Source organism: Bordetella sp. 2513F2 (genome assembly GCF_054642735.1).
In genome coordinates this window covers 2,222,112-2,247,164 of record NZ_CM137755.1, presented here as the reverse complement: position 1 = coordinate 2,247,164, position 25,053 = coordinate 2,222,112, and the positions used below count along the sequence as shown (strand labels likewise).

Here is a 25,053-nt window from a genome sequence, read left to right as displayed (position 1 = left end):
TCATTCTCCATGAAATTGGACGACAGTCTTGAGCACGCTGACTTCCTCGAGCGCGAGGAAACCCTTCTCGCGGCCGTGGCCGCTCTTCTTCACGCCGCCGAACGGCAGCTCCACGCCGCCGCCGGCGCCGTAGCAGTTGATGAAGACCTGGCCGCAGCGCATGCGCTTGGCCACGCGCGCCTGGCGGCTGCCGTCGCGGGTCCAGACGGCGGCAACCAGGCCGTATTCGGTGGCATTGGCGAGCTGCACGGCATCGGCCTCGTCGTCGAAGGGGATGGCGGAGAGCACGGGCCCGAACACTTCGTCGCAGGCGAGTTCGTGCCTGCGGTCCACCGGCCCGAACAGGGTCGGCGCCACGAAGTACCCGCCCGAGGGCGCGCCGTCGGCGATGCGGCCCTGGGCCAGCATCGGCACGCCGCTGTCGCGGGCCCGGTCCAGGAAGCCGCGCACGCGCCGCTGCTGCGCGGCGTTGATGAGCGGGCCGCAGTCCAGGTCCATCTCCGGCGTGCCGGCCGACAGCCGGGCAAAGCGCTCGGCCACCCGTTCCACGAAGCTGTCGTAGATGCTGCGCTGCACCAGCAGGCGCGAGCCGGCCGAGCAGGTCTGGCCGGCGTTCTGCGTGATGGCCTTGCCGATGACCGGCAGGGCCAGGTCCAGGTCGGCGTCCTCGAACACCAGATGGGGCGACTTGCCGCCCAGCTCAAGCACGCACTTCACATGGTTGCGCGCGGCGGCCTGCTGGACCAGCGTGCCGACTTCGGGCGAGCCGGTGAACGACAGGTAATCGATGCCCGGGTGGGCCGCCAGGGCTGCGCCGGCGGTCTCGCCCAGGCCCGTGACGATGTTGATCACGCCCGGCGGAACGCCGGCCTCGGCGGCGATCTCCGCCAGCACCAGCGAGGACATGCAGGCGTCCTCGGAGGGCTTGAGCACGGTGGCGTTGCCCATGGCCAGCGCCGGCGCGAGCGTGCGGCCGAACATCTGGGCAGGATAGTTCCAGGGCAGGATGTGGCCCGTGACGCCGTAGGGCTCGCGCACCACGCAGACGTTGTAGCCGTTCAGGTAGGGGATCACCTGGCCGTGGACCTTGTCGGCGGCGCCGCCGAAGAACTCGAAATAGCGCGCCACCGCCAGCACGTCGGCGCGCGCCTGGGCCATGGGCTTGCCGGTGTCGCGCGCCTCCAGCGCGGTGAGCGCGTCGGCACGGTCCAGGATGCCCTGGGCCATCTTCTGCATGATGCGGCCGCGCTCGGCGGCGGTCATGCGGCCCCAGGGCCCGTCCAGGGCCGCGCGCGCCGCCGCGACGGCGCGGTCGATGTCGCGGGCGCCGCCGGCGGTGATGGCGTCGAAGGGCTGGCCGGTGGCGGGATCGATCACGTCCAGCGGTTCGCCGGGCTCTGCGGCGTCCACCCAGTTGCCATTGATGTATAGCTTGTGCACGGTAGTCTCCTCGTTGTGTGGATGGGTCGGGCTTGCGGGTTCAGGCAGGCGCGGGGCAGGGCGCCGCGAGCGCGCCGCGCTCGAGCACCAGTGTGGCGGTCTGCACGCCGCGCAGCAATTCCTGGTTGGATTCGGTGATGAGCGTGGCGAGCTGAGGACGGGCTTCGCGCAGCCGGCGCAGCGAGGCGCCGTACTGGGCCGCCAGGACGGGGGCCAGCCCCTGGAAGGGCTCGTCCAGCATGACCAGGCGGGTGCCCACCATCAGGGCCCGGCCCAGCGCCGCCATCTTGCCCTGGCCGCCCGAGAGGGCGGCAGCGGAGCGGGGCAGCATGGGCCTGAGTTCCGGCACGATGTCCATGACCTCGTCCAGCCGCGCGGCGATCGCGCGCGGCGCCATGCCCTGGGCCTCGCACGGGAAGCGCAGGTTCTCTTCCACGGTGAAGTTCGGGAACAGCACGCGGTTTTCCGGGGCATAGCCCATGCCCAGCGCGGGGCGACGATGCGCCGCCAGGCGGCTGATGTCCTGGCCGTCGAGGCTGATGGCGCCCTCGCGCAGCGCGAGCAGCCCCATGACGCTGCGCAGCAGCGTGGTCTTGCCCGCGCCGTTGCGGCCCACCAGGGCGACGATGTCGCCGCTGGCCACGGCCGCGTCGATGCCGCGCAGCACGGCGATGCCCGCGATGCTGACGGAGACGTTCTGCAGTTCCAGCATGGTTCAGCCTCCAATCACGTTGCGCACGACTTCGGGGTCGGCCAGGACGTCCTCCGGCGGGCCGTCGGCGGCAATGCGGCCGGCGATCCATGCCGCCAGGCGCGTGGCGTAGCGCCGCACGATGTCGATGTCGTGTTCCACGAAGATGCTGGTGACCTGGCGCTCGGCCAGGGCCTGCATCAGGGTGTCCATCAGCCCGTGCTTCTCTTCGCTGGACACGCCGCTGGTGGGTTCGTCCATGATGAGCAGCCGGGGTTGCAGCATCAAGGCCATGCCCACGTCCAGCAGCTTGCGCTGCCCTTCGGGCAGGTCCGCTGCCCGATGATGCGCGCGTTCCGCGAGCTTGACCAGTGCCAGCGTGGCCTCCACCCCTTCTGCGTCCACGCTGCGCTCCAGCGGTACGAAGGGGTTCCAGCTGCGGGTGCGCGAGGCGGCCGCGATCAGCAGGCATTCGCGCACGGTGTGTTCGGTGAACAACTGGGGAATCTGGAAGGAGCGGCACAGGCCGCGGCGGGTGATCACCCGCGGCGAGCGGCCCGTGATGTCGCTGCCGTCGAACAGCACGCGTCCGGCAGTGGGCTTGAGATAGCCGGTGCAGATGTTGATGAAAGTGGTCTTGCCGGCGCCGTTCTGGCCCACCACCGCCAGTTGTTCGCCCTGGTCCAGGCTGAAGTCGATGCCGTCGGCGGCCACCACGCCGCCGAAGGACAGCGACAGCCCCTCGGTCTGCAATAGCGGAGTGCGCATCACTGGCCTCCTTTGGAGAGTTGCCCGATGGGCGCGGCGGCCGGGCTGCCTGCCTTGCGCGCGCCGCCGAGCCGCGCCACCAGTCCGTACAGGCCGGCAGGGGCGGCGAAGATGATGAGCAGGAGCACCGCGCCGAGCGCCATCTGCCACGCGCCCTGGATGTAGGCGGCCAGGTACAGCTTGGCGAACTCGAACACGAAGGCCCCCAGGAAAGCGCCCAGCGCGTGCCCGGCGCCGCCGAGGATGGCCACGAACACGATCTCGGCCGAGCGCACCCAGTAGCCCATCTCGGGCGTGACCAGGCCCTGGGTCAGCGCGAAGAGGCTGCCGCCCAGCCCGCAGAGCGCGGCCGAGAGCACATAGCCGAACCAGAAGATCCGCTTGGCCGAGATGCCGAGGTACTCAAGGCGGGTCTCGTTGGTCTTGATGGCGGCCAGCGCCTGGCCTGCGGCCGAGGAGAAATAGCGCTGGACCGCCAGCCCGCACAGCACCGCGGCCGCCACAGCGGTGGCCAGCAGCACCGTTTCGTAGGCGTCCCGGCCCAGTTCCATGCCCGCCACCATGGGCCGCTCCAGCCGCAGGCCGTCGGTGCCGTTGGTGATGCGGCTGAACTTCACGATGATGGAATAGAGCACCATCGAGAAGGCCAGGTTGAGCATGCCGAAGAAGATGCCGCGGTAGCGCACCATGAACAGCCCGACGAGGGCGCCCAGCAGCGCGCCCGCCGCCGTGCCCAGTGGCACAAGCAGCACTGCGTCGAGGTGCCATGCGCGGGCGGCGAAGGTGGCGGCATAGCCGGCGATGCAGGCATACATGGCGCTGCCGAAGGAGACCTGGCCGGCGCGGATCAGCACGATGGCGCCCAGCACGGCCAGGCCGTTGGCCAGGGCCATGATGAACGGCGTCTTCAGCCAGGGCTGGGCCAGCGGCGCCAGCAGCACCAGGGCCGCCAGGGCGAGGACGAGGAATCGCAGCCGCATCACACCCTCCTTGCCTGCACGTCGGCGAACATGCCCTGCGGGCGGACCAGCAGCACCAGCACCATCATGAGGTACGGCGCCAGCACTTCCATCTCCGGATACAGGTACACCGCAAAGGCGCGGGCCAGGCCTATCATGAGCGCGGTGATCGCCGCGCCGCCCAGGTGCCCCAGGCCGGCGGTGGCCACCACGGCAAACGAGAGCACGATCATATCGGCACCTATGCCCGGCACCAGGGACGTGATGGGCGAGGACAGCGCGCCGCCCAGGGCGCCCAGCACCGCGCCCAGCACGAAGGTCACGAGCAGCACACGCGGCGCGTTGACGCCCATGGCGACGGCCACTTCGCGGTTGAAGGTCACCGCCGTGACCTGGCGTCCGGTGCGGGTGCGCGCCAGGAAGTAGCGCAGCGCCAGGTAGGCGCACACGGCCGCCAGCGGCAGCACGAAGAGCTGGTAGCGGGTGTAGACGATGCCCAGCACGTCGGCCGTGCCCAGCTGGTCCACCACCGTGGAAACGAAGACGGGCTGGGTGCCCCAGATCAGCCGCTGCAGGTCTTCGAGGATCATGAAGGCCGCGAAGGTCACGAGCAGCTGCAGGATGGGATCCTTGTCGAGGATGCGCCGCAGCAGGCCGATCTCCAGCGCGCTGCCGAGCAGCGCGCCGACGATGATGGCAGCCAGGAACAGCGCGGGCAGAGCCAGCCACGCCGGCCCCTGGTTCTGCGTGAGATAGAGCCCCAGGGTGGCGGCGACGTAGCCGCCGCACGCGTACAGGCTGCCATGGGCCACGTTCAGGATGCGCATGACGCCGAAGATCAGCGTCAGGCCGAGCGCCACGAGAAAGAGCAGGGCGGCATACGAGATGCCGTCCAGGGTCGCGAGCAGGAACAGATCGAATGTCATGTATTCCCCAGGTCGGTGCGGGCCGGCGGGGCCGCCGCGGCGGCCCCGCCATGCTCAGGGCTTGTAGGAGTAGGTCTTGATCTGGTCGTTCTGGAGCAGGGCAGGGGTCACGCTGCGGATCCAGTCGTGCGTCTTCTGGCCCACCGGCGGCGTGACGATCTCGGCCGGCACGATCATCATGTCGTCCATGACCGGGAAGGGATAGCCGTCCACCTTGCGCGTGGTGCCCAGCAACTGCGCCTCCAGGCCCTGGCCGTCCTCGCGCATGGCGATGGGCCGGCCGTAGGCCTGCACCGTCAGCCCCCGTATGGCTTGGCCAACCTGCTCCACCGAGGGCCATTTGCCGCCGTTGTCGGCCATGGCTTTTTCATACCCGGCCTGTAGGGCCTTGATCGACTGCGCCATGTGGTAGGTGGGGTAGATGGGATAGGCGCCGGTCTTCTCGCGGAAGGCCTTGATGAACGCCTGGTGCGCCGGGTCGCTCTTGGTTTCGGGATGGAGGAAGTAGTGGTCGCCGCGCCCGCCCACGATCACCCCTTCGGGCAGCACCGAGCCCAGGCGCTCGATCGAGCTCTCGGCCAGCGGCAGCACGAAAGTCGAGCGCGAGAACAGGCCGCGCTGGGCCGCCTGGCGCACGAAGGTATCGAGGTCGCCGCCCCACGAGGTAGAGATGATCACGTCGGGCCGCAGGGCCTGCAGCCGGCTGATCTCCGTGGAGAAATCGGAGGCGCCGAATTTCGGGAACATTTCTGCCACGACCTTGGCGTCGGGCTTGAGCACCTTCAGGCCGTCGACCAGGATGTCGCGCGAGTCGCGGCCCCAGGAGTAGTCCTGGTTGACGATGGCCACCGTCTTGAAGTCCGGCTTGGTGCGCAGCAGGTAGACCAGCGTCGCCATCATTTCGGTGGTGGCGTTGCCTGCCGGACGCACCACATACTGGCGCCGGCTCTCTTCGAGCAGTTTCTCCGTGCCGCAGTCCCAGGCCAGGTTCAGCACCTTGAGGTCTTCGGCCACGGGCGCGACGATCAGGCAGTTGCCGCTGGAGATGGTGGCGAGCATCACCTTCACGCCCTGTTCCTGCACCAGGCGCCGGTATTCCGAAAGCAGCCGGTCGCCGCCCACGCCTTCGTCCAGCCAGGTGGGGGCGACCTTGACGCCGCCTATGCCGCCGGCGGCATTGATCTGGTCGATGAGGATCTCGCCGGCCGCCTTGCCCGGCACGCCGAACACGGATGCGGGCCCCGACAGGAAGGTGGCAATGCCAACCTTGAGTTCGGCGGGCTTGTCCTGGGCCGGCGCGGGCAGCGCGCAGGCCAGCGCGAGCGCGCCGGCTGTGCCGGCCAGCCAGCGGGGAAGTCGATGCAGGAACGGATTCTTCATGATGTCTCCTCGTGCTTTTGGGTGTTGCATCGGTGGGGACTGCAGGGGCCTGCGCGGAACCGGGTTGCGCAGCGCCTAGGGTCCCCGGCCTGCCGCGAGCAGCGCAGGCCGGGTCTGGTAATCGGGAACCACGATGATGTCGCCGCCGTCCGCGGGCCGCAGGTAGCGGCCCAGGCCGTCGGGCAGCAGGTCGCCCACGTCGTAGGCCGACAGCACACCACCGTCGACGCCGGAAATCGTGATGCGCAGCCGCGCGGGCTCCAGTCCGTAGGCTTCAGGCGCGTACCGGCCGATCAGCCGGTCGCGGCGCGCCGCGGCGTAGTGCGTCAGGAAGGCGTCCGGGTCCAGCGCCGCGGCGGGCCGGCCCGTGGTTTCCCAGCCGGCTGCGCCGCGCAGATAGCGCAGCGTGCCGGCGGGACCCTCCAGGCGGATTTCGACGGCGTCGGCCGGCTGCCAGGCATGCAGCAGAACAGGCCGGTGTGCCTCGGCATGGCGGTGGCCGGCGTGCATCGCGTCTCCCGCTTCTTCGTGATGGATCAGCTGCCAGGCGGACAGCGCCAGCCCGGCTGCAAGCAGCGCGGCCCAGGCCGGGGTGGCATGGCGGGCGGCCCTCATCTGCGCCTCCACCACAGCAGCAGGCCCGTGGCCAGGGCCAGCAGCGGCAGCAGTACGGCGCTGGTCCAGAACACGGCGCGCATCTGCTGGTTCGACAGTTCCACGCGGGCATCCGCATAGTGGCGCGGCCGGATGGCCAGCAGCGGGTCCTGCTCGGCCAGGACGCTGATGCCGTTGAGGAACAGCGTGCCATCGCCCAGGGTCGCGTAGTGCCGGTTGGTGGCGAAATCGCTGTCGCCCGCCACCAGCAGCATGGGGCGGCGCTGCGCGGGCCCGGTGCGCACGGCCAGCGCCATGAGCGTGTGCACCTGCGGTTCGCCGCCCCGGGTGCGCGCCTGCGGGCTGGTCTGCGCCAATGGCGTCACGCTCACGTCGGCGGGGATGCCCGCAGCTGCCGGCTGCAGGGCGGCCACGCCGGGGAATACGCTCATCGGCACCCCCCGCGTGAGCTTGTGCCGCGGGTAGTCGCTCACGGCGGGCGAACCCGGGTCGCTGCGGTAATGGCGTTGGGGGTCCGCCACCGCGCCGGGCGCACGCTCGATGCCGAACCCGGCCAGCAGCGCGTCCAGGCCGTGCGCGGCGTCGGGTTCCAGCAGCAGCAGCGTCTTGCCGCCGCGCAGCGTCCAATCGTGCAGCGCCTGCGCATCGTCGGCGCCGAAAGGCACGCGAGGCCCCGCCACCACGGCCACGGCGCATCCGTCCAGCGAGGCCCGCAGAGAGCCCGCCTGCACCGCCGCGACTTCGTAGCCCAGGGTTTCCAGGCCCTGCCGCGCCATCGCCAGGCCGTGCTGCTCATGCACTTCCACCCGCGCGACCAGGTTCTCGTCCTCGTTGTGATCCTCCAGGTCGTCCAGCGCGGCCAGGCTGTACGGATCGGCCTCCAGGTGCCCCTGCGTGAAGCACACGCGCTGCGCGTCGGCCTGGCTGATGCGGATCAGCGCATTGGTGAAGTCGGTCTCGGTGCCCCCGTGCACCACTAGCCGCCGCGCCTCCGACTGGAATACCGCCGTGCCGGCGAACTGCACGCCGGCCGCACGCGCCTCGGCCGGCCGCAGGCCGGGATCCACGCCGCGCACCGCGATGCGCGGGTTGGCGCGCGCATATTGCCGCAGCAGGTCCAGCGCGTCGGTCATGCTCTTGTTGCGCGCGTCGTAGAACCAGGTCACGGAAACTCCGCCCGGCACGGCCCGCGCCACCTGCAGGCTGTCCTCGGAAAGGCTGTACACCCGCGTGGCCGTGAGGTCCAGGCGGCCGAGGTGGCGCACGGCCCAGATGTTGGCGGCCAGCAGGACGGCGGCGAGCGCGGCCACGGGCAGCCATACCTCAGCCAGGCGTTTCATCGCAGCCTCCGCGCCTTCAGGTTGGCCACCGCAATCGCCAGCCCCAGGCAGATCAGGCTGGCGAACAGCGCCAGCGCAGGGCCGGGCAGCACGCCGCGGATGAAGTCCACGTGCTGGGCCGACAGCGAGAGATGCCGGAACAGCGGCGAGAGCGCCGGAAGGACGTCCAGCGCGGCGGGATAGTCGATGAACCACAGCAGCACCAGCAGGCCCCAGGTGCCCATGGCGGCCACGATCTGGTTGCTGCAGGCGCTGGAGACGGCCAGCCCGATGGCCAGGAACAGTGCGCCGAACACGAATACGCCGACATAGCCGCCCACGATGGGGCCGTAGTCCGGGCGGCCGTACCAGGCCAGCGGCAGTACTGCGGCGGCCGTGCCCGCCAGCATCAGCAGCAAGATGGTCAGGCCCGCCGCGTACTTGCCCAGCACCGTGGCCAGGTCGCTGACGGGCAGCGTCAGCACCAGCTCCAGCGTTCCCAGCCGCGCTTCTTCGGCAAAGGCGCGCATGCTCACCAGGGGCATCACCAGCATCAGCAGTATGGTCATGTTGTGGAACGAGGTGACCATCTGGCCGGTGCTCACGAAGAACAGGTTGAAGCTGAACAGGTAGCCGGACAGCGCCCAGAACACGGCGACCACGGCGAGCGCGATGGGCGTGCCGAAATCGCTGCGCAGTTCCTTCATATAGGTGGCGCAGACACCGTTCATGGGCGGCCTTCCTGTGCCGCACGCGCGGCATCCGCGGCGCGTACCGCCGCCAGCAGGCGCGCCTCCACGCCGCCGGCGCCGCGCGACAGGTCCAGCACCTGGGCATGCGGCAGCACGGCGCGCAGCGCCGCGTCCAGGCCGTCGCCCATATCGGCCAGCACCAGGTCGCAGGCCGACAGCCCATCCTGCGGCAACGCCTCGCGGCGCGCCTGGCGGATGGCGGGACATGCCTGCAGCGCGCCGTCCAGCGCAGGGCCGGCGCCGGGTTGCAGGCGCAGCACCAGACGCACCCCGGCGGCCTGCGGCGGCGCCAGGGTGGTGTCTTCGATCAGCCGGCCGTCGCGCAGGATGGCGATGCGCGTGCACAGCGCCTCGACCTCCTGCATCAGATGGCTGCTGAACAACACGGCCCGACCCTGGGCGCAGCGGCGTATCAGCTGGCGGACTTCCACGATCTGGAGCGGGTCCAGCCCATTGGTGGCCTCGTCCAGCAACAGCACAGGCGGATCGTTCAGCACGGCCTGCGCCAGGCCGACGCGCTGGCGAAAGCCCTTGGACAGCCGGCCGATGGCCTTGCCGGCCACGCCGCCCAGGCCGAAGTCGGACAGCGCCTGCTGCACCGCCCGGCGCCGTACACGCCAGCCTCCCGCCACCTTGAGGTGCGCGACGTAGTCCAGGTACTGGGTGACGGTGAGCGCGTCGTACAGCGGCACGCGCTCCGGCAGGTAGCCGATGCGCGCACTGCCGCGGCCGGCGGGCGGGGGCTCGCCGCAGACGTGCACGCAGCCCCGTTCGGGCGCGTAGACGCCGGCGATCAGGCGCAGCGTGGTGGTCTTGCCGCTGCCGTTCGGGCCGAGCAGGCCCACGATCTCGCCGGGCCCGATCGCCAGATCCAGCCCGTGCAGGACGGTGTGCCTGCCGAACGACTTGGCCACCCCTTGCAGCGTGACGGTCGGTGCCATGGCGGCCCGTCAGTCGAAGACGCTGGTCTTGGCGTTCGCGGCGTGCTGCGCGGCGTCGTGGCTGTACCAGATCTGGCCCTGCCGCGCGTCGCGTATCTGCTTGAGGCGGTCGATGGCGCGCATCGACGCGTTGGTGTTCCAGGTGATGCCGGGTATCACCCCGGCTTCGTTCTCGGCGGTGTAGATGGCATCCGCGGCCAGCAGTACCGTGCCCGTGTTCTTCAGCGTGACCTGCAGCGACTGGTGGCCCTGGGTATGGCCCTGGGTGTCGAGCAACACCAGCGAGCCGTCGCCGAACAGGTCGAAATCGCCCTCGACCTGGATGAAGTCGTAGTCGCGCGTAGTGTCGAAGTCCTTCAGCACGTAGGCGGCGCGCTGGAACTTCTCGGGCCACCAGGCTGCACGCAGCTCGGCCTTCTGGACCACGTGCCTGGCGTTGGGGAACATCTTGATGTTGCCCGCGTGGTCGAGGTGGAAGTGGGAATAGACCACGTACTTCACGTCTTCGGCGCTGAAGCCGATGGACTTGAGCTGGCGGTCGATGACTTCGTCGCGGCCCTGGATCGAGTTGAACGCGCCGCACAAGCCCTGGCCCCAGTAGTTCGCGCAATTGCCGTCGGCCGTGGCTTGGTTCATGCCCGTGTCGAACAGCACGAGCCCGCGCGGATGCTGAATCACGTAGGCCGGCACGGGGATCTTGATCTTCGTGCCCACGTCCACCATGGCGGTCATGAACCCCTTGTCGAGTTCGATGGCGCCCACCGACAGCTGCCACATCTTGATGTCGGGCGTCGGCGCGGCGCCATGCGCCAGGCCGGAACCCGCAACGACGACAGCGCCCAACAGCATTTTCAGACTGTATTTCATGGTGCGTCTCCTCGAGTGGTGGCCGCACCCGAGGGGTGCGGCTTGCAGCGGCCCGGTGTGCCCCGGACTCGGCAATGCGTGCGTCAGCGGCGCAGCAGCGCGCCGACGCGGTCTAGGCCCTCCAGGCTCCAGACGGTGTCTATCAGCAGGCGTATCTCCTTTTCGGTGGCGGCGCCCGCATAGGTGCCCAGGCGCAGGACCTTGTCTTCGATCTCGGGGCGGCTCAGCGTGTTGCCGGGGTCGCCCTTGGGCTCGTCCACGCGGGCAGGCAGGATGCGGCCGTCGCGCGTGTGCACGGTGACCTTGCCGATCCAGCGGTTCGGATAGGCGCCGTCGACTTCGGCATCGAGCTGCATTGCGACCCTTGCGCGGAAGTCCGCCACGGCGGGGTCGTCCGGCGCGGCGTCGAAGTCGGCCAGCCCGGCGCGGCCGCGCAGCGCGATGAGCGCCAGCACCGTTCCCATGGAGAACTTGGATTGATGCACGGTGCGAGGGTCGGTGACCGGGCCGAGCACGTCGATGGCGCCCTGGTGCACGTGCGCGACGACGCGGTCGATGTCGTCCGGCTGCAGCGCGTGCTGCTGCATGGCCTGCAGCAGTGCGTCCGCCGCCGGATGGGTATGGCGGCAGGAGGCGTGGTACTTGAAGGAGGTCTCGGTGACGGTCCAGCGGCTGCCCAGGCCGTCGAGCAGCCTGGCGGGATCGGCATCGCGCGACATGCCGGCCGCCATGCCCTGTGGGCCTTCCAGGATGCGGCGCGCCCCGGTGAAGCCGTCGCGCGCCAGGTAGGCTGCGGTCAGGCCGTCGGCAGCGGCCTTGGCCGTGTGCAGCTGCTTGGAGTCGGCCGCATCGCGCAGGAACTCCCACAGGCCGGCGGCCTGGGTGCCGGCAGAGCCGATGGCGTGCAGCATGCGTTCGGCATCGAGCTCCAGCAGCCGCCCCACCGCGACCGCAGCGGCGAGGGTGCCGGCCGTGCCCGTGGTATGGAACACCTTGTAGTGCGAGCGCCCCAGGAACTCGCCCACGCGGATGCCGACTTCGTAGCCGGCCACCGCGGCCGTGAGCAGGTCCTTGCCGGAGCGGCCGAGCGCCTGGGCCACCGCCAGGGCAGGGGGGAAGACCACTGCCGCGGGATGGAACACGGCGCCGTTGTGCACGTCGTCCTGTTCCACCACGTGGGCCGAGGCGGCGTTCACCATGGCGGCGAACAGCGGCGAGCTGCCGCGCCGCTCGGTGAGGATCTCGGCCGGGCCGTCGCCCGGGCCCATGGCGGCGGCGTATGCGGCGATTGCACGCACCGGGCGCTGCGTGGCGCCGGCCAGGACGGAGCCCAGGCAGTCGAGCAGCAGGTCTTCGGTGCGGCGCAGCACCGGCGCCGGGATCTCGGCGTGCGACAGCCTGGCGGCGAAATGCGCCAGCGCGGCGCTGGGAGAGGACGGGGAGGCGGCCATGGCGGGATCAGAATGAGCGGGGCAGGCCCAGCACGTGCTCGGCCACGTAGGAGAGGATCAGGTTGGTCGAGATGGGCGCCACCTGGTAGAGGCGGGTTTCCCGGAACTTGCGCTCCACGTCGTACTCGTGCGCGAAGCCGAAACCGCCGTGGAACTGCAGGCAGGCGTTGGCCGCCTCCCAGGAAGCGTCGGCGGCCAGCAGCTTGGCCATGTTGGCCTGGGCGCCGCAGGGCTGGCCCGCGTCGAACAGCCGGCATGCTTCATAGCGCATGAGGCTGGCCGCCTCCACGTTGATGTAGGCGCGGGCGATGGGAAACTGCACGCCCTGGTTCTGCCCGATGGGCCGGCCGAACACGACGCGCTCCTTGGCGTAGGCCGTGATCTTGTCGACGAACCAGTAGCCGTCGCCGATGCACTCGGCGGCGATCAGCGCGCGCTCGGCGTTGAGCCCGTCGAGGATGTAGCGAAAGCCCTTGCCTTCCTCGCCGATGAGATTTTCGGCGGGAATCTCCAGGTTGTCGAAGAACAGCTCGTTGGTCTCGTGGTTGACCATGTTGGCGATGGGCCGCACTTCCATGCCGTGGCCGATGGCCTCGCGCAGGTCCACCAGGAAGATCGACATGCCCTCGGACTTGCGCGCCACCTGGTCCAGGGGCGTGGTGCGCGCCAGCAGGATCATCAGGTCGGAATGCTGGACCCGCGAGATCCACACTTTCTGGCCGTTCACGACGTAGCGGTCGCCCCTGCGCACGGCGGTGGTCTTGATGCGCGTGGTGTCGGTGCCGGTGGTGGGCTCGGTGACGCCCATGGACTGCAGCCGCAGTTCGCCGCTGGCGATGCGCGGCAGGTACTCGCGCTTCTGCGCCTCGGAGCCGTGCCGCAGCAGGGTGCCCATGTTGTACATCTGCCCGTGGCAGGCCCCCGAATTGCCGCCGCTGCGGTTGATCTCCTCCATGATGACGGACGCCTCCGTGAGGCCGAGCCCGGAGCCGCCGTATTCCTGCGGGATCAGGGCGGCCAGCCAGCCGGCCTCGGTGAGGGCGCGCACGAAGGCGTCGGGGTAGCCTTGTTCGGCGTCGACCTGGCGGAAGTACTCTGGCGGAAACTGGGCGCAGAGGTCGCGCACGGCTTCGCGGATGTCGGTAAAGGGCGGGACTGCGGTGTCGGGCATGGCGAGTGTTCTAATGATGGCCGCAACAGGGCGGCTCCCTGCGGCAACTGTGCCGCAGCGCAGGCTGGCTGCCAATTCATCAATCACGAATACGGGGTTTCCCAAACCCGAAGAGGAGGGGATGGCCATGGCCAGTCATTTCGATCTGACCGACCTGCAGCTGATGGCGCACATCGGCGACTGGCGCAGCCTCACGCGCGCGGCCGAGAAGATGCACCTGTCGCTGCCGGCGGCGAGCACGCGGGTCAAGAACCTGGAAGAGCACTTCGGCACCCAGCTGCTGTACCGCTCCAGCCAGGGCGTCACGCTGGCGCCGGCGGGCGAGGCCCTGGTGCGGCACGCCCGCGCGGTCATGCAGCAGATCGAGCAGCTGCGCGGCGACATGCAGGAATACGCCCGCGGCGTGAAGGGGCACGTGCGCGTGCTGGCCAACACCACGGCCATGACCGAGTTCATGCCCGTGGTGCTGGGCCGCTACCTGGCGGAGCATCCCGACGTGCACGTGGAACTGCGCGAACGGCTGAGCTATCTGGTGGTGCGGGCGGTGGCCGAGGGCTCTGCCGACATCGGCATCTCGGCCGCGGGCGGCCCCGACCCCCAGGTGCAGTTCATTCCCTACCGGCGCGACCGCCTGGTGCTGGTGACCTCGCAGGACCACGCCCTGGCCGGCGCGCAGGCCGTGTCGTTCGCCGACACCCTGTCCGACGACTATGTGGGCCTGTCCGAGACCAGCGCCATCCATCCGTTCCTGGTGCAGGCCGCTGCCGCGCTGGGCCGGACCTTCCGCTTCCGTGTCGAGGTCGGCAACTTCGAAGCGGTATGCCGCATGATAGAAAACGGCGTGGGCATCGGCGTGATCCCGGAGTCGGTGGCGCTGCGCTATGCCCGCGCGATGCGCATCGCCATCGTGCCGCTCACCGATCCCTGGGCGCTGCGCCGCCTCCACATCTGTGTGAAGAGCCTCGATGCACTGCCGGCGTTCGGCCGGACCCTGGTGCAGGCCCTGATCGACGACGTACCCGCCGACGAGCGCGCCTGCGAGTGACCGATAGTGTCAAACGGTTGCCAAATTTCATGTCCATAATCCTGCCTACCCGGGCATGTCGCACCGGGCCACGCAGGAACACGCATGCGCGCTAGCTTCAAAGTGGGAACCGCGTTGAATGCAACGCTGGTGGGATTCGTGCTGTGCTTCGCCGCGGCGTGCGGCGCAACGATATGGCTGCTGCAGCAGCATCGCCACACGATCGAGGAGCTGGGGCGGGCCAACATCGAGCGCGCCAGCGACCTCAGCGACCTGAGCAGCCGGCTGTTCCAGGTGCGCGCGGATCTCACCGATGCCAAGACGTACATGGAAGGCGGCATGGAGGCCGAGCGCGACGAGGCGCTGGCGCGCGCCGATGCCTTGCTGCAGGGCGCGCAGGCGAGCCGCGCACGCCTGGCCGGAAACCCGGCCACCGACCCGCAGGGCCAGCCCCTGTATGCCGAAATGATGAAGGCGGCGGAGGCGCTTGAAACCGGCGTGCTGGTGCCCTTGCGCGCCGCGGTGCAGGGCTGGAACGGCATCGAGGCCAATCGCCTGGCCGGGCCCGCACTGGCGCAGGCGGGCAAGCGCTACGTGACCGCCGTCGAAGCCTACCAGAACCAGGTGCGGGCCCAGGGCAGGGCGGCCGTTGCGCAGGCCGCCCGGATGCAGCAGCAGGCGCTGGCTGCCGCCCTGGCGATGCTGGCCGGCGTGGCCCTGCTGGCGCTGCTGGTGCGCCTGGCCTTCCAGCGGCGCGTGTTGCGCCCGCTGAACGAGGCGGGCCGGCATTTCGATCGCATTGCCGACGGCGACCTCACCGGCGCCATCGCCTCGCGCAGCGACAACGAGATCGGCGTGCTGTATGCGGCCATGCGCCGCATGCAGGCAGGCCTGAGCCGGGCGGTGCACGCCGTGCGCCAGGGCGTCGAAGAGATACATGCCGGCTCGGGCGAGATCGCCGCGGCCGGCGCCCATATGTCCGAGCGCGCCGCCCGCCAGGCCGGCGCCCTGCAGGATGCCGCCGCCAACCTCACGCAGCTGGCCGCAACCGTGGCCGCCAACGCCGAGGACGCAGGCCATGCCAGCCGCGAAGCCGAGGCGGCCGCGCAACTGGCGCGGCGGGGCGGGGTGGAGGTGGACGGCGCGGTGCAGACCATGCACGGCATCGCCGACGCGTCGCGCCGCATCGCGGAAATCGTGGCCGTCGTGGACGGCATCGCCTTCCAGACCAACCTGCTGGCGCTCAACGCCGGCGTCGAGGCCGCGCGCGCCGGTACGCATGGCCGCGGCTTCGCGGTGGTGGCCGGCGAGGTCCGCACGCTGGCCCAGCGCAGCGCGCAGGCGGCGCAGCAGATCAAGTCCCTGATCGACGAGGCGGGCGGGCGCGTGGACGCCGGCGCCCGCCAGATCGGCCGGGCCGGCACGACCATGCAGGAGGTGGTGCAGGCGGTCGACCGCATCGCCCAGCTGGTGGCCGGCATTTCCCAGGCCAGCCTGCGCCAGGCCGACGACGTGGTAGCCGTCGAGCGGGCCGTGGCCGACCTGGAGGGCGGCACGCAGGAGAATGCCGCCATGGTGGAACAGACCGCGGCGGGCGCGGGCTCGCTGGCCGAGCAGGCCCATGGGCTGCGCGAAGCCGTGGCCGTGTTCCGCCTGGCGCACGAAGACGGCGCCGCGTCGCCTGCCCGCCTGGGGCTGGCGCACGACGCCACGGGGCAGGGCGCGCCGGGCCGCGCCCTCGTGCCCATGCCTGCAGCGTCCTAGCCGGGCGGCGCCGCCTGCGGCCGGTGCGGCGCCCGGGAGCGGGCTATACAATCGCGCCCATGACTGCCATTTCCGTGCCTTCCACACTGCGCCGGGTCGTGCTGGCCTCCAACAATCCCGGCAAGCTGCGCGAATTCTCCGCGCTGTTCGCCCCGCTGGGCATCGAGCTCATTCCCCAGGGCGAACTCGGCGTCTCCGAGGCCGAAGAACCCCACGCCACGTTCGTCGAGAACGCCCTGGAGAAGGCCCGCCATGCCAGCCGGCATACCGGCCTGCCGGCCCTGGCCGACGATTCCGGCCTGTGCGTGGCCGCCCTGGGCGGCGCGCCCGGCGTCCATTCCGCGCGCTACGCCCAGCGCGACGGCGGCCCTCGCAGCGACGCGGCGAACAACGCGCTGCTGGTGGAGCGGCTGGCCGGCCAGGCCGACCGCCGCGCCTGGTACGTCGCCGTGCTGGTCCTGCTGCGCAGCGCCGAAGATCCCCAGCCGCTGATCGGCGAGGGCACCTGGCATGGCGAGATCGTCGATGCGCCGCAGGGCGGGCACGGCTTCGGCTACGACCCGCACTTCTACCTGCCCGAGCAGGGCGCTACGGCCGCGGCGCTGCCTCCCGACGAAAAGAACCGTCTCAGCCACCGCGCCCGCGCCCTGGCGCAATTGCTCGGGAAGCTGCGCGCCGCCTGAGCCCCCAGCATGGTCACGATCCCCCTGCATCCCGCCGGCACGCCGGCACGCCCGCGCGTGGCCATGCCCCCGGGCAAGGCCGCGCTCACCAGCCTGCCGCCGCTGTCGGTGTACGTGCACGTGCCGTGGTGCGTGCGCAAATGCCCGTATTGCGATTTCAACTCGCATGCGGCCGACGAGATTCCCGAGGCAGCCTACCTCGACGCGCTGCAGGCCGATCTCGAGCAGGCCGTGCCTTCGGTGTGGGGACGGCAGGTGATGTCGGTGTTCATCGGCGGCGGCACGCCCAGCCTGCTGTCGCCGGCAGGGCTGGACCGCCTGCTGGCCATGCTGCGCGCCTGCCTCAACCTGCTGCCCGACGCCGAGATCACCATGGAGGCCAATCCCGGTACGGCCGAGGCCGGGCGCTTCCGCGATTACGCCGCCAGCGGCGTGACCCGGCTGTCGCTGGGCATCCAGAGCTTCGACGATGCACAGCTGCGCCGGCTCGGCCGCATCCATGACGCCGGCCAGGCGCGCGCCGCCATCGAGATGGCGCAGCGCGCCGTGCCGCGCGTCAACCTAGACCTGATGTTCGCCTTGCCGGGCCAGGATCTCGCGGCCTGCCTGGCCGACCTGCGCCAGGGCCTGGCCTTCGGCACCGAACACATGTCGCTTTATCACCTCACGATGGAGCCCAACACGGTGTTCGCCAAGTATCCGCCCCGGGACCTGCCCGACGACGATGCCAGCGCGGCCATGCAGGACGCGGTGGAGGAGGCCCTGGCGGCCGCGGGGCTGCAGCGCTACGAGGTGTCTGCCTATGCGCGCCCCGGCGCGCGCTGCCGCCACAACCTCAATTACTGGGAGTTCGGCGATTACCTCGGCCTGGGGCCCGGGGCCCACGGCAAGCTGTCCTTCCACGACCGCATCCTGCGCGAAACGCGCGCGCGCCAGCCCGAGTCCTGGATGGCCCGGGCCATGGCGCGCGACGCCAGCCACATCGTCGAGACCCGCGCCCTGGGCCCCGAGGACCTGCCGTTCGAGTTCATGCTCAACGCGCTGCGCCTGAAAGAGGGCGTGCCGACGGCACTGTTCGAGGAACGCACCGGAATGTCGCTTGCCGCGATCGCGCACCAATTGGAAGCAGCCGCCCGGCGCGGGCTGCTCGACGCGGATCCCACCCGCCTGAAGGCCACTGCCCTGGGATGGCGCTTCCTGAACGACCTGCAGGAAATGTTCCTGTCCTGATGTTTGTCCAAAATGGTGCGTTTTTGCACCGTGATTTGCACTAAATTAGTGCGTTGTTTTTCCGTTGTGGGGCCACCCCCGGGGTATCCCGAAGGAATGGACTTGGCACGCATATTGCTTCACTAGCCGTGCCAGTCGGGCGTGCACGCCCTCGACGCTTTTATTAATGGAGATGACATGGCAAGCCCCAAAGACGTTCTGAAACAGATCGCCGACAATGAAGTCAAGTTCGTGGATTTCCGCTTCACCGATACGGCGGGACGCGAGCATCACGTTTCCGTGCCCGCCACCGTCGTGGACGAAGACAAGCTGGAAAGCGGACAGGCCTTCGACGGCTCGTCGATCGCGGGCTGGAAAGGCATCGAAGCCTCCGACATGCTGCTCATCCCCGACCTGGATACCGCCAACCTGGATCCGTTCCGTGAAGAGCCCACGCTGATCCTCACCTGCGACGTGGTCGAACCTTCCGACATGAAGGGCTACGACCGCGATCCGCGCTCGCTGGCCAAGCGCGCCGAAGCCTACCTGAAGTCCTCCGGCCTGGGCGACACCGCCTACTTCGGTCCGGAACCCGAGTTCTTCGTGTTCGACGGCGTCACCTGGAACACCGACATGTCGGGCACCTTCGTCAAGATCAAGTCGGAAGAGGCCACCTGGTCGTCGGCCGTCGAGTTCGAAGGCGGCAACCTGGGCCACCGCCCCGGCATCAAGGGCGGCTACTTCCCCGTGCCCCCGGTCGATTCCTTCTTCGACATGCGAAATGAAATGTGCCTGGTGCTCGAGCAGATGGGCGTGCCCGTCGAAGTGCACCACCACGAAGTGGCCGGCCCCGGCCAGCTCGAGATCGGCACCAAGTTCAACACGCTGGTCAAGCGCGCCGACTGGAACCAGGTCCTGAAGTACGTTGTGCACAACGTGGCCCATGCCTACGGCAAGACGGCCACCTTCATGCCCAAGCCCGTGGTCGGCGACAACGGCTCCGGCATGCACGTGCACCAGTCCATCTGGAAAGACGGCCAGAACCTGTTCGCAGGCAACGGCTACGCCGGCCTGTCCGAGTTCGCGCTGTACTACATCGGCGGCATCATCAAGCACGCCCGCGCGCTCAACGCCATCACCAACCCGGGCACCAACTCGTACAAGCGCCTGGTGCCGCACTTCGAAGCCCCGGTCAAGCTGGCCTACTCGGCCCGCAACCGCTCGGCCTCGATCCGCATCCCCTACGTGGGCAACCCCAAGGGCCGCCGCATCGAGACCCGCTTCCCGGATCCCCTGGCCAATCCGTACCTGGCGTTCTCGGCCCTGATGATGGCCGGCCTGGATGGCGTGCAGAACAAGATCCACCCGGGCGATCCCGCCGACAAGAACCTGTACGACCTGCCGCCGGACGAAGACGCCAAGATCCCGACCGTGTGCGCGTCGCTGGACCAGGCGCTCGAAGCCCTCGACAAGGATCGCGAGTTCCTGACCCGCGGCGGCGTGTTCAGCAACGAGATGATCGATGCCTACATCGCGCTGAAGGAAGCCGACGTGCAGCGTCTGCGCATGACCACGCATCCGGTCGAGTTCGACATGTACTACAGCCTGTGATGCGCGTGGCCTAGGGCGCATCGCGCCCAATAGGGGCGGGCCGGTCGGCCCGCCGACTTTCCCGCCCCGGTGCTTCGAATGATGAATGTAGATGCCTTCGATTTACTCGCCACGTCCGTTTTCCTGCTGAACGAACGCGGCCACATCGAATACGCCAACGCGGCCGCCGAAGACCTGTTCGGCCGCTCCCGCAAGCAATTGCGCGGGCAGTCCGCCGTGTCGCTGTTCGATCATCCCGAAGACCTGCAATCCTCGATCGACGGCGCAGTCGCCGGCAAGTTCGCCGACGTGCGCCAGCTGTCGTCCGTGCGGCGGCACACCGAATCCGTCGAAGTCACCGTCACCACGGTGGCGCTGTCGGGCCAGTCCTGGCCCGTGCTCATCGAAACCCGCGAAATCGAGCAACGCATGCTGGCCGACCGCAACAGCCGGCTGGTCGACGAGATCGAATCGCATCGCGAGCTCCTGCGCAACCTGGCGCACGAGGTCAAGAATCCGCTGGGGGGCCTGCGCGGCGCCGCCCAGCTGCTGGAAGCCGAGCTGCCCAGTGCGGCGCTGGCCGAATACACCCAGGTGATCATTTCCGAGGCCGATCGCCTGCAGGCCCTGGTCGACCGCCTCAGCGGCCCGCAGCGCGTGCCGCTGAACGCCCGGCCGGTCAACATCCACGAGATCTGCGAGCGCGTGTGCGCATTGATCCAGGCCGAGTTCCGCGACAGCGTGGGCCTGGTGCGCGACTACGACGCCTCCGTGCCGGACCTGCACGGCGACGCCGCACGGCTGATGCAGGCCGTGCTCAACGTGGCGCGCAACGCCGCGCAGGAGCTCGCCCTGCAGAAACCCGGCCCCGACGTTCCTCCCGCGCAGATCACGCTGCGCACCCGGGTGGCGCGGCAGGTCATGCTGGCGCACCGGCACCACCGCCTGGCGCTGGTGCTGTCCATCATCGACAACGGCCCGGGCGTGCCCGAGCACATCCGGGAGCGCATCTTCCACCCCCTGGTCACCGCCCGTCCCGGCGGCACCGGCCTGGGCCTGAGCCTGGCCCAGGATTTCGTGCAGCAGCATGGAGGCATCATCGAATTCGAATCCCGCCCGCGTCATACGGAATTCCGCCTGATCCTACCGATGGAGCCCCCCAACTCATGAAACCTGTCTGGATAGTCGACGACGATCAGGCCATACGCTGGGTGCTGGAAAAGGCGCTGGCGCGGTCCGGCATCGCCACCCGCAGCTTCTTCCAGGCGTCCGACGTCCTCGAGGCCATGGGCCGCGAGACGCCCTCGGTGCTGGTGTCCGACATCCGCATGCCCGGCGGCAACGGCCTGGAATTGCTGCGCCAGATCAAGGAGCTCCATCCGGGGCTGCCGGTGATCGTCATGACGGCCTTCGCCGACCTCGACAGCACGGTGTCGGCCTTCCAGGGCGGCGCCTTCGATTATCTGGCCAAGCCCTTCGACGTGAACGAGGCGGTGGCGCTGATCCAGCGGGCGATGGAAGAATCCGAGCCGCAGCCCGACGCGCCGGCCGGGGCCGGCGACGGCCAGCAGACCGGCGAGCGCTGGATGATGACCCAGTCCTCGTCCACGGCCATGCAGGAGGTCTTCCGCGCCATCGGCCGGCTGGCGCAGTCCAAGGTCACGGTGCTGATCACCGGCGAGTCGGGCACTGGCAAGGAACTTGTGGCGCGGGCACTGCACGGCCATGGCGCGCGCGCCAACGGCCCGTTCGTGGCGCTGAATGCCGCCGCCATCCCCCGCGACCTCCTCGAGGCCGAGCTCTTCGGCCACGAACGCGGCGCCTTCACCGGCGCCAACACGCTGCGCCGCGGCCGCTTCGAGGAAGCCCACGGCGGCACGCTGTTCCTCGACGAGATCGGCGACATGCCCATCGAGCTGCAGACGCGCCTGCTGCGCGTGCTGGCCGAGGGCAGCTTCTACCGCGTGGGCGGATCGCAGCCGGTGCGCGTGGACGTGCGCATCGTGGCCGCCACCCACCAGCCGCTCGAGCAGCGCGTCGAGCAGGGCCTGTTCCGCGAAGACCTCTTCCACCGGCTCAACGTCATCCGGCTGCGCCTGCCGCCGCTGCGCGAGCGCGTCGAAGACATTCCCGCGCTGGCCAATCATTTCCTCGCGGCCAGCGCCCGGGCCCTGGGCGTGCCGGTGAAGCGGCTCACGCCCGAAGCCACCGCCGTGCTCACCAAGTTCGATTTCCCCGGCAACGTGCGGCAGCTGGAGAACTTCTGCCACTGGCTAACCGTGATGGCGCCGGGCCAGACCATAGACCGCAACGACCTGCCGCCCGAGATCCGCGCCATGGAGCACCAGCAGCCCGCCATGGCGGCGCCGCGCGCGGCCGGCGCGGAGCCGGCGGCGGGCGGCGGCACGGTGCTGCCCGCCACGTCCGACGGCTCGGCCTACAGCTGGCAGGATGCCTTGCTGCGCGACGCGCAGCACCGGCTGGAGCGGGGCGAACCGGCCGTCATGGCCACGCTCACGCGCCAGTTCGAGAAGATCCTGCTGCAGAGCGCCCTGGATGCCAGCCGCGGCCGGCGCGTCGAGGCGGCTTCCCGCCTGGGCATAGGCCGCAACACCATCACGCGCAAGCTGCGCGAACTCGGCATCGAAGACGAGTGAAGCGCCGGCCGCGCGCCATGCCGCGGCCCGGCCTCCGGCTTCAGGCCAGGCCCAGGAGGCGCTCGCACAGGCGCGGCGAGCGCAGTTTCTCCAGCCACCACTGCAGGGCGGCGCCCGGCGCGCGGTCCTGCCAGGCATAGACCACGTTCTCGTTCAGCGGCACGCTGGTGTCGTCGGTCGGGCACGCCACCAGCAGGCCCTGGGCCAGGTAGGGCGCCGCCAGCGTGAGGGGCAGGTAGCCGCAGCCCAGGCCGCGTATCTGGGCGTCGATCTTGGCCTGCATGCTGGGCATCACGATCATGGGCTGGCGTGACAGCAGGCCGCGCGTGCGGGCCGGGAGCGCACGCGAGGTGTCTCCCACCACCACGGCGCAATGCGCGGCGATATCGTGCGCGGTGAGCGGCCGGCCCAGGGCGGCCAGCGGATGGTGGGGCGCCACGCAGAACCCGAACTGCGCCTGGCCCATGGCCTGCACGCGGAAACGCCCCGCGGGCGCGATGGCGGCATCCGCCCCGATGATGAGGTCGGCGCGGCCCGATACCAGCGCATCCCAGGTGCCGCTGAGCACCTCGCTGGAAAAGCGCAGCGTGGTGCCCGGGCCGGCCACGCGGAACTGTTCGATCAGGTCGTACAGCGGGCCCCAGGGCAGCACCGCGCTGACGGCGATGCGCAGTTCCACTTCCCAGCCGGTCGCCACGCGCTTGACGCGGTAGGCCAGCTCTTCCAGCGACTGCAGCACGTGCCGGCCTTCCTGCAGCAGCGCCTCGCCCGCCGGCGTCAGGCGGGCCCGATGGCCGCTGCGGTCGAACAGCAACACGTCGAGCCGGTCTTCCAGCTTGCGTACGGCATAGGTCACGGCGGACGGCACCTTGCCCAGCTCGCGCGCCGCCCGGGCGAAGCTGCCATGGCGCGCGATGGTGTCCACCATGGCCAGCAGCTCGGGAGTGATGGGGTGCTCGGCCATTCCCGGCCTCCAGGATCGTTCGAATGTTTTGAATGATCTCATCAAACCCTTGCGCTCTCAATGCACGGACCGGCGCGCACAATGGCATCCATGACGTGCAGGACGGCTCCCCGCCTGCATCAACCTTCCACCTAGGAGTACGCCATGATCACCCTGCGTCCCAGTGCCGAGCGCGGCCACGCCAACCACGGCTGGCTCGATACCCACCACACTTTCTCCTTCGCCAACTACTACGATCCCGCCCACATGGGTTTCGGGCCGCTGCGCGTGATCAACGACGACCGCATCGCGGCCGGACGCGGCTTCGGCACGCACGGCCACCGCGACATGGAGATCATCACCTATGTGCTGGAAGGCGCCGTGGCGCACAAGGACAGCATGGGCAGCGGCTCCACCATCCTGCCGGGCAACGTCCAGCGCATGAGCGCCGGCCGGGGCGTGCTGCATTCGGAGTTCAACCCGCAGCCCGACAGGCCGACCCACCTGCTGCAGATCTGGATCGAGCCCGACGTCACCGGCATCACGCCCGAGTACGAGGAGAAGCCGGTGCCGGAGGCCGAGAAGCGCGGGCGCCTGCGCCTGGTGGTCTCGCCCGACGGCGCCGAGGACTCCATGCGCATACACCAGGATGCGCGGCTCTATGTCGGTCTGTTCGACGGCGCGGAGCAGGCCGAGCTGAAGCTGGCCCCCGGGCGCCTCGCGTGGGTGCACCTGGCCCGCGGCACGCTCACCGTCAATGGCCATGCCATGACGGCGGGCGACGGCCTGGCCCTGCAGGACGAGCCCGCCGTCGTGCTGGGGCAGGGCAGCGGCGCCGAAGTGCTGGTCTTCGACATGGCGCCGGGCGCCTGAAGCAGGGCAACGAGGTGTCGGACACCTCGGGGCCATGCCTCGGATGTAAGGTATGAGATGCCCGGGCGCCCGATGCGGCGCCCGGCGCATCGCCGCAGTTTTCACTGGAGAATCCGCATGACGACGCTATCCCCGGCGCCCGGTGGCGCAATCGAGACCCTGGTGGTGCCGCGTACCAGCGACATCGGCAATTTCGAGGTGCGGCGGGCGCTGCCTTCGGCGCAGCGGCGCACGGTGGGACCCTTCGTGTTCCTGGACGAGATGGGCCCTGCGGTGCTGCCGGCCGGCGCGGGCATCGACGTGCGGCCCCACCCGCACATCGGGCTGGCCACCGTGACCTACCTGTTCGACGGTTCGCTGGTGCACCGCGACGGCGCGGGCAATACCCAGACCATACTGCCCGGCGAAGTGAACTGGATGACGGCCGGCCGCGGCATCGTGCATTCGGAACGCTCCTCACCCGAGAGGCGCGCGGTGGCGGAACGGCTGTACGGGCTGCAGATGTGGGTGGCGCTGCCCCAGCAGCATGAGGAAACCGACCCCGGGTTCGTGCATTACGGCACCGAGGCGCAGCCGGTCGTGGAGGGCGAGGGCGTGCGCGCCCAGGTGGTGGCCGGCACCCTGTTCGGCCGGACCTCCGGCGTGCGCACGCTGTCGCCGCTGTTCTACGGCGACATCCAGCTGCAGCCGGGCGCCAGCGTGGTGCTGCCGGCCGAGCACGAAGAGCGCGCCGCCTATCTGGCAGAAGGCCGGGTCAGCGTGGAAGGCGTGGAACACGAGGCAGGGCGGCTGCTGGTGTTCGCCGCAGGCCGGCCGGTCACCCTCACCGCAGCCGGCGGCGCGCCGGCACGCTTTGCGGTGGTGGGCGGGGAGCCGCTGGACGGGCCCCGCTTCGTGTGGTGGAACTTCGTGTCGAGCCGGGCCGACCGCATCGAGCAGGCCAAGCAGGACTGGACGCGCGACAGGTTCGGCCAGACGGTGCCGGGCGACGAGACCGAGTTCATCCCGCTGCCGGCGCCGCGCGCCTGAG

The 25,053-nt window shown here is 69.9% G+C and carries 23 protein-coding genes; 9 read left to right on the top strand and 14 right to left on the bottom strand.

The genetic code is table 11. The features are described 5' to 3' along the window. The 13 genes from ACYBYQ_RS10605 to ACYBYQ_RS10545 all read right to left on the bottom strand — a co-directional run bounded on the left by ACYBYQ_RS10605 (position 1) and on the right by ACYBYQ_RS10545 (position 13,280). Positions 1-1,440: an aldehyde dehydrogenase family protein gene (locus ACYBYQ_RS10605; RefSeq protein ID WP_459614108.1), complete on the bottom strand. Its 1,440-nt coding sequence runs from the start codon at positions 1,438-1,440 to the stop codon at positions 1-3. 40 nt (positions 1,441-1,480) lie between these two features. After that, entirely contained in the window at positions 1,481-2,152 is a 672-nt protein-coding gene (locus ACYBYQ_RS10600) for an ABC transporter ATP-binding protein (RefSeq protein ID WP_459614106.1), read from the bottom strand. A 3-nt stretch (positions 2,153-2,155) separates the two neighbouring features. Continuing rightward, the gene (locus ACYBYQ_RS10595) at positions 2,156-2,899 is read right to left on the bottom strand and encodes an ABC transporter ATP-binding protein (RefSeq protein WP_459614104.1); all 744 of its coding nucleotides are present in this window, start codon (positions 2,897-2,899) and stop codon (positions 2,156-2,158) included. Continuing rightward, the gene (locus ACYBYQ_RS10590; protein ID WP_459614102.1) at positions 2,899-3,879 is read right to left on the bottom strand and encodes a branched-chain amino acid ABC transporter permease; all 981 of its coding nucleotides are present in this window, start codon (positions 3,877-3,879) and stop codon (positions 2,899-2,901) included. Before ACYBYQ_RS10590 ends, ACYBYQ_RS10595 begins: the two co-directional genes overlap by 1 nt. Further along, positions 3,879-4,784 (bottom strand): branched-chain amino acid ABC transporter permease, encoded by a 906-nt coding sequence (locus tag ACYBYQ_RS10585; RefSeq protein WP_459614101.1) that lies wholly within the window; start codon positions 4,782-4,784, stop codon positions 3,879-3,881. Before ACYBYQ_RS10585 ends, ACYBYQ_RS10590 begins: the two co-directional genes overlap by 1 nt. Before the next feature lie 54 nt (positions 4,785-4,838). Then, complete coding sequence (locus ACYBYQ_RS10580; RefSeq protein WP_459614100.1) at positions 4,839-6,164, bottom strand: ABC transporter substrate-binding protein; 1,326 nt, start codon at positions 6,162-6,164, stop codon at positions 4,839-4,841. A gap of 75 nt (positions 6,165-6,239) precedes the next feature. Then, positions 6,240-6,779: an electron transporter SenC gene (locus ACYBYQ_RS10575; RefSeq protein ID WP_459614098.1), complete on the bottom strand. Its 540-nt coding sequence runs from the start codon at positions 6,777-6,779 to the stop codon at positions 6,240-6,242. Continuing rightward, entirely contained in the window at positions 6,776-8,119 is a 1,344-nt protein-coding gene (locus ACYBYQ_RS10570; protein WP_459614096.1) for a Gldg family protein, read from the bottom strand. The genes ACYBYQ_RS10575 and ACYBYQ_RS10570 overlap by 4 nt, the downstream gene beginning before the upstream one ends. Continuing rightward, complete coding sequence (locus ACYBYQ_RS10565; RefSeq protein WP_459614095.1) at positions 8,116-8,829, bottom strand: ABC transporter permease; 714 nt, start codon at positions 8,827-8,829, stop codon at positions 8,116-8,118. Before ACYBYQ_RS10565 ends, ACYBYQ_RS10570 begins: the two co-directional genes overlap by 4 nt. Then, positions 8,826-9,791, bottom strand: a complete 966-nt coding sequence (locus ACYBYQ_RS10560) for an ABC transporter ATP-binding protein (RefSeq protein WP_459614093.1) — start codon at positions 9,789-9,791, stop codon at positions 8,826-8,828. Before ACYBYQ_RS10560 ends, ACYBYQ_RS10565 begins: the two co-directional genes overlap by 4 nt. Before the next feature lie 9 nt (positions 9,792-9,800). After that, complete coding sequence (locus ACYBYQ_RS10555) at positions 9,801-10,658, bottom strand: N-acyl homoserine lactonase family protein (RefSeq protein WP_459614091.1); 858 nt, start codon at positions 10,656-10,658, stop codon at positions 9,801-9,803. An 83-nt stretch (positions 10,659-10,741) separates the two neighbouring features. After that, the gene (locus ACYBYQ_RS10550; protein WP_459614089.1) at positions 10,742-12,109 is read right to left on the bottom strand and encodes an MmgE/PrpD family protein; all 1,368 of its coding nucleotides are present in this window, start codon (positions 12,107-12,109) and stop codon (positions 10,742-10,744) included. A 7-nt stretch (positions 12,110-12,116) separates the two neighbouring features. Continuing rightward, positions 12,117-13,280 carry an acyl-CoA dehydrogenase family protein gene (locus ACYBYQ_RS10545; RefSeq protein WP_459614087.1) on the bottom strand — a complete coding sequence of 388 codons (1,164 nt, stop codon included), beginning with the start codon at positions 13,278-13,280 and terminating at the stop codon, positions 12,117-12,119. 127 nt (positions 13,281-13,407) lie between these two features. On the opposite strand from ACYBYQ_RS10545, the gene ACYBYQ_RS10540 reads away from it, so the two are divergent. From ACYBYQ_RS10540 to ntrC, 7 genes are all read left to right on the top strand, one after another. After that, the gene (locus ACYBYQ_RS10540; protein WP_459614085.1) at positions 13,408-14,325 is read left to right on the top strand and encodes a LysR family transcriptional regulator; all 918 of its coding nucleotides are present in this window, start codon (positions 13,408-13,410) and stop codon (positions 14,323-14,325) included. 84 nt (positions 14,326-14,409) lie between these two features. Further along, positions 14,410-16,068 carry a methyl-accepting chemotaxis protein gene (locus ACYBYQ_RS10535; RefSeq protein ID WP_459614083.1) on the top strand — a complete coding sequence of 553 codons (1,659 nt, stop codon included), beginning with the start codon at positions 14,410-14,412 and terminating at the stop codon, positions 16,066-16,068. 59 nt (positions 16,069-16,127) lie between these two features. Next, positions 16,128-16,751 carry an RdgB/HAM1 family non-canonical purine NTP pyrophosphatase gene (gene rdgB / locus ACYBYQ_RS10530; protein WP_459614081.1) on the top strand — a complete coding sequence of 208 codons (624 nt, stop codon included), beginning with the start codon at positions 16,128-16,130 and terminating at the stop codon, positions 16,749-16,751. 9 nt (positions 16,752-16,760) lie between these two features. Next, a complete protein-coding gene (gene hemW, locus ACYBYQ_RS10525; protein ID WP_459614079.1) occupies positions 16,761-17,981 on the top strand; it encodes a radical SAM family heme chaperone HemW in 1,221 nt (406 codons plus the stop codon). A 177-nt stretch (positions 17,982-18,158) separates the two neighbouring features. Continuing rightward, the gene (gene glnA, locus ACYBYQ_RS10520) at positions 18,159-19,571 is read left to right on the top strand and encodes a type I glutamate--ammonia ligase (RefSeq protein WP_459614077.1); all 1,413 of its coding nucleotides are present in this window, start codon (positions 18,159-18,161) and stop codon (positions 19,569-19,571) included. A gap of 81 nt (positions 19,572-19,652) precedes the next feature. Beyond that, positions 19,653-20,720, top strand: a complete 1,068-nt coding sequence (gene glnL / locus ACYBYQ_RS10515; protein ID WP_459618755.1) for a nitrogen regulation protein NR(II) — start codon at positions 19,653-19,655, stop codon at positions 20,718-20,720. Then, positions 20,717-22,207 carry a nitrogen regulation protein NR(I) gene (gene ntrC / locus ACYBYQ_RS10510; RefSeq protein ID WP_459614076.1) on the top strand — a complete coding sequence of 497 codons (1,491 nt, stop codon included), beginning with the start codon at positions 20,717-20,719 and terminating at the stop codon, positions 22,205-22,207. Before glnL ends, ntrC begins: the two co-directional genes overlap by 4 nt. A 40-nt stretch (positions 22,208-22,247) precedes the next feature. Here ntrC and ACYBYQ_RS10505 read toward each other — a convergent pair whose 3' ends face one another. Next, positions 22,248-23,171: a LysR family transcriptional regulator gene (locus tag ACYBYQ_RS10505; protein WP_459614074.1), complete on the bottom strand. Its 924-nt coding sequence runs from the start codon at positions 23,169-23,171 to the stop codon at positions 22,248-22,250. Positions 23,172-23,315: 144 nt separating this feature from the next. Between ACYBYQ_RS10505 and ACYBYQ_RS10500 the strand changes: the two genes are divergently transcribed. Next, entirely contained in the window at positions 23,316-24,023 is a 708-nt protein-coding gene (locus ACYBYQ_RS10500; protein WP_459614072.1) for a pirin family protein, read from the top strand. 117 nt (positions 24,024-24,140) lie between these two features. Beyond that, positions 24,141-25,052 carry a pirin family protein gene (locus ACYBYQ_RS10495; protein ID WP_459614070.1) on the top strand — a complete coding sequence of 304 codons (912 nt, stop codon included), beginning with the start codon at positions 24,141-24,143 and terminating at the stop codon, positions 25,050-25,052. The last annotated feature ends 1 nt before the right edge of the window (position 25,053 follow it).